This window comes from Peribacillus sp. NPDC101480 (assembly GCF_050277335.1).
In the GTDB taxonomy this organism is placed as follows: Bacteria; Bacillota; Bacilli; order Bacillales; family DSM-1321; genus Peribacillus.
Genome location: NZ_JBNNSB010000004.1, coordinates 380,355 through 392,935, shown reverse-complemented (window position 1 = coordinate 392,935; position 12,581 = coordinate 380,355). Strand labels below are relative to the sequence as shown.

General features: G+C 42.2%; 12 protein-coding genes. All 12 read right to left on the bottom strand.

The annotated features are described in order from the left end of the window. Positions 1–71: 71 nt before the first annotated feature. The 12 genes from sigE to mraY all read right to left on the bottom strand — a co-directional run bounded on the left by sigE (position 72) and on the right by mraY (position 12,551). The gene (gene sigE / locus ACQKMF_RS16235; protein WP_034313874.1) at positions 72–791 is read right to left on the bottom strand and encodes an RNA polymerase sporulation sigma factor SigE; all 720 of its coding nucleotides are present in this window, start codon (positions 789–791) and stop codon (positions 72–74) included. A gap of 58 nt (positions 792–849) precedes the next feature. Continuing rightward, on the bottom strand, positions 850–1,776 hold the full coding sequence (spoIIGA, locus tag ACQKMF_RS16230) for a sigma-E processing peptidase SpoIIGA (protein WP_101224587.1): 927 nt from the start codon (positions 1,774–1,776) through the stop codon (positions 850–852). Positions 1,777–2,224: 448 nt separating this feature from the next. Next, positions 2,225–3,385: a cell division protein FtsZ gene (ftsZ, locus tag ACQKMF_RS16225; protein WP_230177549.1), complete on the bottom strand. Its 1,161-nt coding sequence runs from the start codon at positions 3,383–3,385 to the stop codon at positions 2,225–2,227. 44 nt (positions 3,386–3,429) lie between these two features. Then, positions 3,430–4,728, bottom strand: a complete 1,299-nt coding sequence (ftsA, locus tag ACQKMF_RS16220; RefSeq protein WP_034313882.1) for a cell division protein FtsA — start codon at positions 4,726–4,728, stop codon at positions 3,430–3,432. Positions 4,729–4,983: 255 nt separating this feature from the next. Beyond that, the gene (locus ACQKMF_RS16215; protein ID WP_034313884.1) at positions 4,984–5,349 is read right to left on the bottom strand and encodes a small basic family protein; all 366 of its coding nucleotides are present in this window, start codon (positions 5,347–5,349) and stop codon (positions 4,984–4,986) included. Continuing rightward, positions 5,349–6,059: a DUF881 domain-containing protein gene (locus ACQKMF_RS16210; protein WP_402941740.1), complete on the bottom strand. Its 711-nt coding sequence runs from the start codon at positions 6,057–6,059 to the stop codon at positions 5,349–5,351. The genes ACQKMF_RS16215 and ACQKMF_RS16210 overlap by 1 nt, the downstream gene beginning before the upstream one ends. A gap of 43 nt (positions 6,060–6,102) precedes the next feature. After that, positions 6,103–6,795: a DUF881 domain-containing protein gene (locus tag ACQKMF_RS16205; RefSeq protein WP_402941738.1), complete on the bottom strand. Its 693-nt coding sequence runs from the start codon at positions 6,793–6,795 to the stop codon at positions 6,103–6,105. After that, a complete protein-coding gene (locus tag ACQKMF_RS16200) occupies positions 6,782–7,564 on the bottom strand; it encodes a cell division protein FtsQ/DivIB (RefSeq protein WP_402941737.1) in 783 nt (260 codons plus the stop codon). The genes ACQKMF_RS16205 and ACQKMF_RS16200 overlap by 14 nt, the downstream gene beginning before the upstream one ends. Positions 7,565–7,695: 131 nt before the next feature. After that, complete coding sequence (gene murB, locus ACQKMF_RS16195) at positions 7,696–8,604, bottom strand: UDP-N-acetylmuramate dehydrogenase (protein ID WP_260357038.1); 909 nt, start codon at positions 8,602–8,604, stop codon at positions 7,696–7,698. Between the two features lie 355 nt (positions 8,605–8,959). Further along, positions 8,960–10,066, bottom strand: a complete 1,107-nt coding sequence (gene spoVE / locus ACQKMF_RS16190) for a stage V sporulation protein E (RefSeq protein WP_245406448.1) — start codon at positions 10,064–10,066, stop codon at positions 8,960–8,962. 154 nt (positions 10,067–10,220) lie between these two features. Continuing rightward, on the bottom strand, positions 10,221–11,573 hold the full coding sequence (gene murD / locus ACQKMF_RS16185) for a UDP-N-acetylmuramoyl-L-alanine--D-glutamate ligase (protein ID WP_230177553.1): 1,353 nt from the start codon (positions 11,571–11,573) through the stop codon (positions 10,221–10,223). Beyond that, positions 11,574–12,551: a phospho-N-acetylmuramoyl-pentapeptide-transferase gene (gene mraY, locus ACQKMF_RS16180; RefSeq protein ID WP_101224579.1), complete on the bottom strand. Its 978-nt coding sequence runs from the start codon at positions 12,549–12,551 to the stop codon at positions 11,574–11,576. Positions 12,552–12,581: the final 30 nt, after the last annotated feature.

Here is a 12,581-nt window from a genome sequence, read left to right as displayed (position 1 = left end):
GAAATCCGCCATTATTTTTCAATATTGCTACCAAAGTATTGATTTGATTGACATTTAAGCAAAATATTTTTTTACACCATTTTATTAAATTCTTTACGAAGCCTCTTAATAATCCTTTTTTCCAAACGCGAAATGTAAGATTGGGAAATCCCCAGCATGTCGGCAACGTCCTTTTGGGTTTTTTCTTCTCCGCCCGCAAGTCCAAAACGGAGTTCCATTATCTGTTTTTCACGCTCGGATAACTGTGTAAGTGCTTTTGTCAGCAGCTTACGGTCAACGTTTGCCTCAAGATCTTTCGTGATAATGTCATCGTCCGTTCCAAGTACATCGGATAACAGAAGTTCATTACCATCCCAATCAATATTCAAAGGTTCATCAAAAGAAACTTCAGAACGGATTTTGTTATTTCTGCGTAAATACATTAATATTTCATTCTCGATGCATCTCGAAGCATATGTAGCCAGTTTTATTTTCTTCTCAGGATTGAATGTATTCACAGCTTTGATTAAACCTATGGTACCAATGCTGATTAAATCTTCAATATTGATGCCGGTGTTTTCGAATTTCCTGGCAATATAAACCACCAGCCTTAAATTACGTTCAATCAAGATCGAGCGTGCAGCTTCATCGCCATTGGGTAATTTATTGATCAGTATTGCCTCTTCTTCCTTTGAAAGGGGAGGCGGCAGTGCCTCACTCCCTCCTATATAAAATATTTCGTCCGTTTTCAATCCGAGCTTGAACAATAGTTTGTACCAAAAATAAGTGAGCCGAAGAATGAATTTCTTCAAAATAATTCTCCCTTCTAATAAACGGATTATGGGTCAAATTTAAGAGTGAATCGATGGTTCAGGAGGCATTTTGCACCGGTATCCCGGTTAACATTTTCGGGTGAACGATAGATTGATAGCTATTGTCTGGAGAGAGTTGCTGAAAGGTAAACGAAACGAGACCCTGCTTGACGTGAAATTCCTTTTCTCCTTGAACGATTTTGATGTAATCCGGTTTGATTGCGGTTAACAGCTGATGTTCATGACCCACGACTTTATAAGGGATGACACGCATTCTTCCTGTCCATGAATATTCGGGCTGCTCTTCCTGACTAATCAGGTTATCAGGGTTTTTAAAAAGCTCCAGCATATCGTCCGGAATTCCTGCTTCCCCGCCAGAAAGAGAGATGATCATTACTGGGGAACGTGTAATCGGGTCATATAGTTGATTGCCGCTATCCACCAATCCATGAAATTTTCCTTCGAAGTCAGAAATTTTAACCGAGACCGAAACCATTTGTTCATGTGTAAGTTTTGTCATCTCCATTCCTTCAAGTGTCCGCTTGGAAAATTGCCATGCGAGCGGGAACCCGATCATTACGAATATCCAGCTGACAGGATCCCCAAAACGGTTGATTCCTGCATATTGACCAGGGTCCTTTGACACGATTTGGAATTCAAATAGGTAATGTAGTCCCAGAAGGATTCCTCCCGATAAAAACGTCACGAAATATAAAGTGGCCACCGATTTCATGAAAAGTTTTAACCTATTAAACCCAAAGGTTGCCAGCACCATGACCAGGGATACTAAAATCTTCATATACACTCGGTCGGCAATTGCATAAAAAGGAGTGAATGCCAATACGATAATGAAGGAACCAATCAGCCCGCCGATGCATACCCGCCAAAGAGCTACCCTTCGTTTGAGAATAATTGCGGTCCAATATAAAAGGAGGCAGTCAAATAACCAATTCAACAACCAGATCACATCTAAATATAAAGTCAAAAACCCTCCCCTCCTTTTATGAACTAACCTTCCACTAGCAAAAAGTATAGCGTACCTGCCCTTAGAAAGTGTGTCACTTTTTGTACTGAAAACTTAAGAGTTTTTCAGTCATTTTTACCCTTTTTGTAGAAAAACAGCTATTGATATTTTCATTACAGTCATGGAGACTATCCTGCTCCCTTTTACTTCTGTCGATTTATGTTATAAAAGTTTAATAATTTATTGCTCTCATCTTTTTGGATTCCTTCTGCCAAGGCAATCCGTCAGATACCGCTGAGTGACATGCAGGCAGGAACAAAGATACTATTATGCAGATTGCGCCCTGCACTTCGGTCAGAGTGATAAAGCTGAAGAATGCCCCCATTATGATTGGACACTACTGCTTTTAAGGAATTCATTTAAACGACAAAAAACCGTCCCCAAATGGGGACGGCATGTGACGTCGATATTAACGGCGTCTATTACGGTTACGGAGGAATGTTGGAATATCCAAGGCCTCATCACCTTGATTTGCATTACGTGCAGGCTGTTCATTGACTTCTTCCCTTTTCACTTCCCGCTTCACGTTTTGCTGTGGCGTTTGTTGTTGTGTCTGAGGTCTTGATTGCTGCTGTTGTCCGAGTGTTGGACGTCCAGTAGGCCGTATTGAAGCTTCAACCTCGTTAAAGCCTGTTGCAATTACCGTAACGACGATTTCATCTTTTAAGTTTTCATTGATAACCGAACCAAAGATCATGTTTACGTCTTGATCGGATGCAGTAGCCACGATATCGGCCGCTTCCTGGACTTCAAATAGACTTAGGTTCGTACCACCGGTAATATTCATCAGTACGCCTTGGGCACCATCAATCGATGTTTCAAGCAACGGACTGGAAATGGCTTTTTTCGCCGCTTCCGCCGCACGGTTTTCCCCTGATGAGATCCCGATTCCCATAAGTGCGGAACCTTTGTTGGACATGATGGTCTTCACATCGGCAAAGTCCAAGTTAATTAGACCTGGAACAGCAATTAGATCTGAAATCCCTTGTACACCTTGACGAAGCACATTATCTGCTTCACGGAATGCTTCAAGCATTGGCGTGCTTTTATCGACGATTTCAAGGAGGCGGTCGTTTGGAATGACGATCAGTGTGTCAACCGATTCCTTCATGGATGAAATGCCGCCTTGTGCCTGTGTTGCACGTTTTCGGCCTTCGAAGGTAAATGGACGCGTAACTACGCCCACTGTAAGTGCTCCTAGATCTTTAGCAATGCCCGCTATGACAGGAGCAGCCCCCGTTCCCGTACCGCCGCCCATTCCAGCCGTTACGAATACCATATCGGCACCTTTAAGCGCTTCTTCGATCTGCTCTTTGCTTTCTTCTGCAGCTTTTTTTCCTACCTCGGGATTGGCACCTGCACCCAAACCGCGTGTAAGCTTTCCACCGATTTGCATTTTGATTTCTGCTTTTGATAGATTAAGAGCCTGTGCATCAGTATTGACAGAAATAAACTCAACACCCTGTACTCCATGCTCGATCATTCTGTTTACCGCATTGTTTCCGCCGCCGCCAACACCTATTACTTTTATCGTTGCTAATTGTTCTAGATTAGAATCAAACTCCAACATGACAATCCTCCTATTTTGACGAAATTCCCGATTCTTAATGATTGTTATTCAAAAAAGTAACCTAGGATTTTTTTGAATTTAGATTCACCTTTTTCACCTTGTTTTTTAGCCGTGTTCTCTTTGTTTTTCTGAGAAACCTTCTGGCTGCGCTGGTCGTTATCTTCTTGTGCTTGTCCAGCTGCTACAGGAGTTTTATTAGCGGTGTTTTTTTGCATTCTCTCTTTCTTGCATGCGTGTTTAATCAAACCAACAGCCGTGGTGTATTGGGGTTCCCTAACACCGATGTAATTGGGTTCAGCTGTCCTTACTCGGTTTTGGAATACATATTGAGCTAGCTCCAGGACACCCGGCATCTTGACGACGCCCCCGGTCAACACGAAACCACCCGGTATATCCTGGAAGCCAAGTCTCTTCAAATCATCTTGAATCAACTCGAATATTTCGGTCACCCGCGCTTCAATGATATCCGAAAGCATTAACTGGTTGCAGGTCTGTTGCTGATCGCTGCCGATGATCGGTATTTGGAATACTTCATCTTCAGACGCGTCATCATAAAAGGCATGTCCATGCTTTACTTTTATTTTCTCAGCTTCTTCCATCGTCGTCCTTAGAACGATGGAAAGGTCTTTCGTAAGTGTTTCCCCGCCTATAGGTATCACAGACGTATATTGTAAATAGCCTTGTTCGAAAATTGCCAGAGTCGTGGAACCTCCGCCAATATCGACAAGTGCCACACCAAGTTCTTTTTCATCCTTGGATAAAACAAGGGAACCTGCGGCTAAAGGCTGAAGGGCGATATCGGTTATTTCCAATCCTGCCCTTTCCACACAGCGCAGCGTATTATGTAAAATTGTCCGAAGACCTGTGATTAAAATCCCTCTCATTTCCAACCGGACACCTATCATGCCCCGTGGATCACTGATTTCATCAAGTTCATCAACTTTGTAGTGAATCGGCACCACGTCGATGATTTCCCTGTCGGATGGTATCGTTATTAACTCCGCTGCTTCCCTGACACGGAAAACGTCATGCTCGGTAATCTCTTTATTGTCACTGGATACCGCTACTACCCCATGACACGGCTGAAGCGTCACATGATTTCCGCTTATGCCGACGATTACCTTTGTTATCTCCATCCCTATCATCCGTTCTGCTTGCTCTATAGCCTTTTGAATGGATTGGACGGTTTCATCTATACCGACGATCGAACCCTTTTTGAGCCCTTCTGATTTAACATTTCCTACACCGATTATATTTAATGTGTCATTGACCATTTCCCCAATGATAACTTTTACACTGGATGTACCGATGTCAAGACTTACGTATATTTCGTTGCTGTTCATTCCATGGCACCTCCTTCAGTTTTATACATGTATTAGTAGAATAACATTTTTATATCGAAGACTTATACATTATAGAATAACAGAACTGTTTACAACAACTGACGAATTACATAGATAAGCGTTTCATTTTGTATTTCCCGAACAAAACTCGTACTTTATGGTGCATATTGTTCGCTTCTCTACGAGACTGATTTACTAAAAAAACTAGATACTGCCATAAACTATTCGTCATTTATAACTTAATTCCCTTTAAAATTATAGATTTTTTTTCTGCTTTTTCCGGGAAATGGACCATTTTTCAATCAGGATCCTTCTAATCAGGGCAATATTTTGAAAGAGCCTGACACCGAATACAAAGATTGCGGCTAAATATAAGTCTACACCAAGATGTACACCTAGAAAAGCCAAACCTGCGGCTAAAATAATATTAAAGAAGAATCCTGTTACAAATACAACTTCATCATAAAGATTTTGCAAATGAGCCCGTATTCCCCCAAATAAGGTATCAAAAGCAGCAAGCACGGCTATGGAGAGATAATTTGAATATTCATGGGGAATATCAAAATCCACCAAAAAACCAAGGGTGATTCCAATCAACAGACCAAAAACTGAAAGCCACATCACGATTCCCCCCCATCCATAATGGGTTCCATATGTTCCACGTTAATAGCATTTTGGTAAGCCGGCAATGTCAACTCGCCGGAAGGCACCTTAATCTGCACTTCAAAATTGTCTATAAAGAAATCATCCATAAGTTCGGAACCTTCAATGCGCTGCTTCAGTCTCTTTGGATTCACGGTTATTGCCTGCAGTTCGACCGGGTAATGAACAAGAGGATATCCGTCCATTTTCGGCTGCCCATTAATATCACGAATAACCGATGTTGATATATACCTTTGTCCTGAAATGGAAATTTCGTCAGCGCCATACCTATACATTTCATTAATGAGCCGAATGATCAATACTGGTGAAATATACTCGACCTTCTCACCAAGAAGGATATCGGCTTTGATAGGCTGTATGGAAATGATGACCCCTTTACCTTTTATTTCCGTCAAACCTGCGTCAGTCTTCAATTCGATCAGGGTGTCACGCAAGACTTCTTCCTTACTCTCATTTTTCTTTGTTTCATAAGATGCTATTTTTCCCTCAAGCTTACTGATACCCTCTATTAATTCCGCCTGGGTCTGCTGTTCTTTCAATAAATCATTTTTCAGTTCCCACATATCCCTTGTATCGGATACGACAGGCTGATTCACCAAATTGAATTGAATAGCGAGCATGAAGCCAGCAATCAACGTAACCAAACTAAAAGAAAGCTTTTTTTTCATTTCCAGTTTCTCACCAATCTTTCATCGAATCCGGCGGTCACGATCACCCTCCAATAATTGGATCAAAAATGATATTCTTTTGCTTTTCCACTGTAAAGATAATATTCTCATTAACCAGCTGTTCCTTGATGCCACCCGGTAAATCCAGTGAAGCACCCAGGACTTCCGGGTCCCCTATCGCAGATATGATGAAGGGAGCAGGATGCTGATGGCCATCGATTGTAATCACAGGCCCATTACAGATTATGTATGAATCATGATTTAACCTTTGACCGTTAATCGCAACAGCCTCTGCACCTGATATGTATAGTTCATTGACGACCTTGAAGACATGCTGTTCATGAACGAGGTAGTTATTAACATTGGCTTCCGACTCCATATCTGTACCATCTTCAAGCGTCACCTGAAGGCCTGAGCCTTTCACCTTCACTTTTCCGAGAAACATTCGGTATTTTTCCGTATCCTTTGCCAAATTGAAAAAAAGCTGTTTTTCCTGCGCTAGGTCCTTTTCTATTTGGGACACATTTTCCTGCTTCTGAAGGAGTTCCTTCTGAAGTTCCCGATTCTGTTTCTCTTGTTCGATCAGCTGCTGCCTGAGCTCATATTCCTGGTCCCAGTCTTTGCCCTTCCCTGCACCTTCACCATCTTTGGTCAGATTGTAAGAGAAGGCAATCATGAATCCGAGAACCACGCAAACCAGGGGCAAAACCACCCGTTTGCCATTAATTTTCCTCATTGGTGTCTTCCTTTTGTTCAGCGTCTTCATATGCTTTAAAATAAGAACCCACTTCCAGATCGATGACTCCCTTTACCTCTGGATCCAACTGGCTGACTATCGATGGATAGTGAATCATTTTCTCGTATAAAGTACGGCTTGTCGCACTTACTTCAAACCCATCGTTCATATACATGACGATATGATAGTCATCGGTTTTGGTTGGAGAATAATGAATTTCTGAAATGGCATTCTGAATCTCGACAGGAAGCTTGTCCAGCTCTTCTAAAAGCAACTTTAATGCTTTACCCTCTTTGAAACCAATTAAAACAGGGGCAAATACTGGAATTTCGCCTGTTGCTAGCTCCTCTAAAACGGACCCGTTTTCCAAAATGGGTGCAAACTTCCCATTATTGGACAGATATGCCATCCTGTTATGTTCCGAAACCGTGATTTTAATGGAATTGGGAAATACCGGAGTCACCTTAACGCTTTTTATTTCTTGATTTTTTTTGATATTGGCTGCTGCTGCCCCTGTATCAACCTTCCAGATGCTTCGATCCTTCTTCACCTTACTCAATTTAATGATCTGTTTGGAAGTAATATAACGATTCCCCTCTACCTGCACGGATTTCACATAGCTCAACGGGGATAAGAAATATAGCACACAAGCAACCAGAATGAAGAAAAGGGAAAGCAAAAGAACAAGCCGCCTGTTTGCTTTGCTTTTTCTTAATTGTTTTAATTTCGGGATGCGGTCCTCAATGGAAACGATTTTCCCCTTTTCCATCCCCTTCACCTCTTCCTGAAAAAATGGATGGTTCTTGAAAGTGTGAAATCAAAGACAAACTCAATATTTGGCTATTTACAAACTTTAAAAGGTAACACATTATATCACAATATCTGGATATAATGAATCCATTATTTTCTGCCGATAATTTCCACTTCTGTTTCCATTTCAATTTCAAATTTATCATACACAGTATCCTTCACATGCTGTATCAAGGCTTGAACATCCGCTGCACTTCCATTACCTGTGTTAACGATAAAGTTCCCGTGCATCGGTGAAATCTGGGCTCCTCCAATAGAATGTCCCTTCAGGCCTGCATTCTCGACCAATTTACCCGCATGATGTGGAAGTGGATTCCTAAATATGCTCCCGGCACATGGAAGATTATACGGCTGGGTATCTTTACGGTAATTCTTGTTATTCTGCATTCTTTCGACGATTTCGGTTTTATCGCCCTCTGTCAATTGAAATATTGCTTCCAGTACGATACCCGGTCTTTTCTTCTGAAGCAGAGAAGTTCGATAAGAAAACTCCATTTCTTCCTTCGAAAGCCATGCTAAAGTTCCATCTTCGAAAAGAACATGTGCCTCCTTGAGAATTTCACTCATATCGGAACCGTGTGCACCAGCGTTCATATAGACTGCTCCGCCGACGGAACCAGGAATTCCACTGGCAAATTCCAATCCTGCATACCCTTTTTTACTGATTTGCACGGACAGGCTGACAAGTGATACCCCAGCTCCTGCTTTTATCTCCGTCCCATTTATCTCGAGATGATCAAGTCCTTTACCCAATTTAAGAACGGCACCTTCAATTCCGCCATCACTGACAAGTAGGTTCGAGCCCCTGCCGATTACCCTCCATGGCATCCCATGATCTTTAATGACCTGCATCGTTTTTTCTATATTTTCAATGGATGACGGCACGATGAATAAATCAGCCGGCCCCCCAATTTTCATAGTTGTATGATTCGCAAGCGGTTCCTGTTCAAGAACTTTGCCGATTTTCATTTCAGTTAATTGCTTTATCACATTATCCATGATAAACCTCCTTGTTGTTCCAAAAATTCCAAGTTATAAATTTTCATTTCCTCTTCCATGAGGTCCCTTATATTACAAGATTAATAACGCCTTTTAGCAGAAAAATGAACAGAAGCAAGCCCCAGTACGGCCTAACCCTCTTATACTATAGTCTAAACAAAGCCGTATTGCCAATATTTATTGTGGATTCCTCAACATTCATACATGGTAATATTTAAGCGACATTTCATTTATTTCTAAATTTCGGCAAGGCTCCCTCCAAAATCGTTTTCCGGCAAGGGTTTTCAATGTAAAAAAAGGGAAGCCCTGCGTTTAACAGGACTTCCCTTTTGCTCAACCATATATTTTTCTTATTTCAGAACCTTGAATAACGGCTAATATTCAGGAGCACCCCAATCGCCATCAACATGAGCGTCAGTGATGAACCGCCATAGCTTAAGAGGGGCAAGGTGATCCCCGTAACTGGCATCAGTCCCGTTACCACCCCTATATTGATCATCACTTGTATGGCGACCATCGCAATGATTCCCACCGCTACAAGGCTCCCATATAAATCAGGGGCACCAAGTGCGATCCGAATTCCCCGCCAAAGCATGAGCGCAAATAATAAAATGACAAGAGAGCCCCCGATGAAGCCAAGTTCCTCTGAAAGGATGGCAAAAATGAAATCAGTCTGCGGTTCTGGTAAATAGAAAAACTTTTGGCGACTTTGCCCGAGTCCCAGGCCGAACAATCCACCGGGCCCGATTGCATAAAACGATTGAATCATTTGAAACCCGCTGCCTAAAGGGTCTTCCCAAGGATCCAGGAAAGACGTGATCCTCTTTATCCGGTAGGGCGCCGACAAAATCAAACCGATAAAACCTGCTACCCCGATTAGCCCCAACCCGACAAAGTGACTGATCTTTGCCCCGGAAATAAAAATCATGACGATGCACGTTCCAACCATTACCGTTCCCGTTCCAAGGTCCGGCTGTAACATGATCAAACCAAATGCCAAAAACACTAAACCCAAGGATGGAAGCATCCCTTTTTTAAAGGAGGTGATCAGCTTTTGCCGTTCTGATAAAAACTTAGCTAAAAAAGCGATCATTGCCAGCTTCATGAACTCAGAAGGCTGGACCGAAAAGGCACCTACACCAATCCAGCTCCTCGAACCATTTCTCGCCATCCCTATACCCGGTACAAGTACAGCCAGTAACATAATGAAACAAATGATGATAAGGATCTTGGCCCATGTCCGCCACGTCCAGTAATCCACATTCATGATGAAAAACATGGCTATGACACCAACGCACGCAAATAGCAACTGTCTTTTAGCAAAATAAAACGAATCATCAAATTTATATGTTGCCCATATGGCACTCGCGCTGTAAACCATGATTAATCCAACAGTCAAAAGACTTAAGGTGACGATAATGAGAATGAGATCAGGATTCGATTTTTTTAATGGCACGGACATCCACCTCTAGGAAGTTTTTCGAGCCTGCGAATATAAACATCTATGCTGATTGCTTGTCAGCACTTTAGTCAAAAAAAAAGCGATAACGGCTCATTATCGCTTTTTTCCAAGGTGTCAACGTAGAAGTAGGTTCACTTCTCTTTTGCGTAAGCTCTTACTTAAGTTTATGCACGGCCTCCATAAACATGTCTCCTCTTTGCTCAAAAGTTTTATATTGATCCCAGCTTGCACAAGCCGGGGAGAGAAGAATGCAGTCGCCTTCATTTGATAATTCAAATGCAGCCGGCACGGCCTTTTCTACATTATCGACACGTTTTATATTCGCTATTCCTATTTCTTTTGCTATCCGTTCAATTTTTTCTGCAGTTTCACCAAAAGTTATCACGGCTTTGACATTTTTCATCGCCGGTTTCAACTCATCGAATTCATTTCCGCGATCCAAACCGCCTGCCAATAAGATGACAGGTTCCGTAAAGGATGTTAATGCTTTGGAAGCTGCAAGAATGTTCGTCGCTTTCGAATCATTATAAAATTTACGGTTATCTATCGTTGCGACAAACTGCAGACGGTGCTCCACACCATAAAATGTTTTCAGTACAGTCTGAATGGCTTCGTTAGCTACACCCTTCAGTTTTGCCGCCGAGATGGCCGCGAGCACATTTTCCAAATTATGCTTTCCGGGAAGGGCTATCTCTGAAACTTCAATGATTTTTTCTCCTCGGAAACAGGCGGCGCCATTTTCCACATAGGCTCCATTTTCATGTTTCACTTCAGCTGAAAAAGGAACAAGTTCAGCCTTGGTCTTTTTCGCCATGGATAAAACAAGATCTTGATCTGCATTATAAATCATGAAATCTGAGGCTATTTGATTTTTTGTAATGGCAGCTTTTGCTTCGACATATTCCTGTTTGGAACTGTGATAATCCAAATGTGCATCATACAAATTTGTCACGATTGAGATTTCAGGACGAAATTCGTCTATTCCCATTAGCTGAAACGACGACAATTCAATGACGATCGAGTCATCGGGTTTTGCTTTTTGGGCAACACCAGAAGCCACTGTCCCGATATTACCGGCAATCAGCGGGGATTTTTCACCGGTTTTCAACATTTCGTATATCAATGTTGTCGTGGTCGTTTTCCCATTTGTACCAGTGATTCCTATGAAAGGTGCCTCACTTATCTGATAGGCCAGTTCAACTTCCGTTATAACTGGAATCCCTTTTTCCAATGCCCCTTTTATAATAGGGTTCCGATAAGGGATTCCCGGGTTTTTCACGATCAGCTCGAAACCTTCATCAAGGAGCTCGATCGGATGACTGCCGCAGATGACTTTGATTCCCTGTTCAAGAAGTCCTTGAGCCTCAGGATTTTCCGATAATGGCTTCATGTCATTGACTGTCACGAATGCACCTAATTTATGTAGAAGCGAAGCTGCCATCACTCCGCTTTTTGCCAAACCCAATACTAATATCTTTTTCTCTGAATACTTTGCAGTCTCTTTCAATTATATCCACACCTCTAAATAGATTCCGAGTACCGCACACAGCAGCCCCACTGTCCAGAAAGTCACGACGACGCGCCATTCCGACCAGCCGGAAAGCTCATAATGGTGGTGAAGCGGACTCATTTTAAAAATACGTTTACCAGTCGTTTTAAAAGATCCTACCTGCAGGATGACCGAGAGCGTCTCTATGACGAAGACTCCGCCAATGATTACCAGGAGGATTTCAAGCTTCGTTAACAAAGCGATGGTTGCGATCGCTCCTCCAAGGGCCAAGGAACCTGTATCCCCCATGAAAACCTTTGCTGGGTGTGCATTGAATACCAAGAATCCAAGTACTGCACCGACAACCGCCACCGAAAAAATAGCGACATCATATTGTGACTGACTCCAGGCCAAAATGGCAAAAGCACCAAAGGCAATGGCTGATGTTCCTGAGACAAGTCCATCAAGCCCATCCGTCAAATTGACGGCATTCGAAAAACCTACAAGCCAGAAAATAACGATAAACAGATAAAACCAGCCAAAATCAAAAGCAAAGTCAGTGCCTGGAATCGTCAATTCAGGATTAAAACGGTCTGTCTGCTTAAAGACGAAGTAAAAGATGACCGAAATCACAATTTGTCCAAGCAGTTTTTGCTTGGAGGTCAGTCCCAGGTTTCGCTTCATGACCACTTTGATGAAATCATCCAAGAAACCTAATAAACCAAAACCTAAAGTAACGAATAGTAATAAATACGTTTCGGTTGAAGGTGCCGAGAATTTCAAAGTCATGATCAGTGTAGCGATGGTAACAGATAATAATATGACCAAACCGCCCATGGTGGGTGTTCCCGTTTTCTTCAGATGCGATTGTGGGCCTTCTTCCCTGATACTTTGCCCGAATTTCAATCTTCTTAAAAACGGGATGAAAATCGGCGAAAGAAGAACGGTTACTAAAAACGCCACCAAAATCGTATAAAAAATCACTTGTTCCAACATTCCTTACTCCCTCATTCCTAACACAATTCA

Excerpts from the sequence above, each read along its gene's own strand:
- ftsZ (WP_230177549.1), bottom strand. The coding sequence starts at position 3,385 with ATGTTGGAGTTTGATTCTAATCTAGAACAATTAGCAACGATAAAAGTA.
- ftsA (WP_034313882.1), bottom strand. The coding sequence starts at position 4,728 with ATGAACAGCAACGAAATATACGTAAGTCTTGACATCGGTACATCCAGT.
- ACQKMF_RS16215 (WP_034313884.1), bottom strand. The coding sequence starts at position 5,349 with ATGTGGCTTTCAGTTTTTGGTCTGTTGATTGGAATCACCCTTGGTTTT.
- ACQKMF_RS16210 (WP_402941740.1), bottom strand. The coding sequence starts at position 6,059 with ATGAAAAAAAAGCTTTCTTTTAGTTTGGTTACGTTGATTGCTGGCTTC.
- ACQKMF_RS16205 (WP_402941738.1), bottom strand. The coding sequence starts at position 6,795 with ATGAGGAAAATTAATGGCAAACGGGTGGTTTTGCCCCTGGTTTGCGTG.
- ACQKMF_RS16200 (WP_402941737.1), bottom strand. The coding sequence starts at position 7,564 with ATGGAAAAGGGGAAAATCGTTTCCATTGAGGACCGCATCCCGAAATTA.
- murB (WP_260357038.1), bottom strand. The coding sequence starts at position 8,604 with ATGGATAATGTGATAAAGCAATTAACTGAAATGAAAATCGGCAAAGTT.
- spoVE (WP_245406448.1), bottom strand. The coding sequence starts at position 10,066 with ATGTCCGTGCCATTAAAAAAATCGAATCCTGATCTCATTCTCATTATC.
- mraY (WP_101224579.1), bottom strand. The coding sequence starts at position 12,551 with ATGTTGGAACAAGTGATTTTTTATACGATTTTGGTGGCGTTTTTAGTA.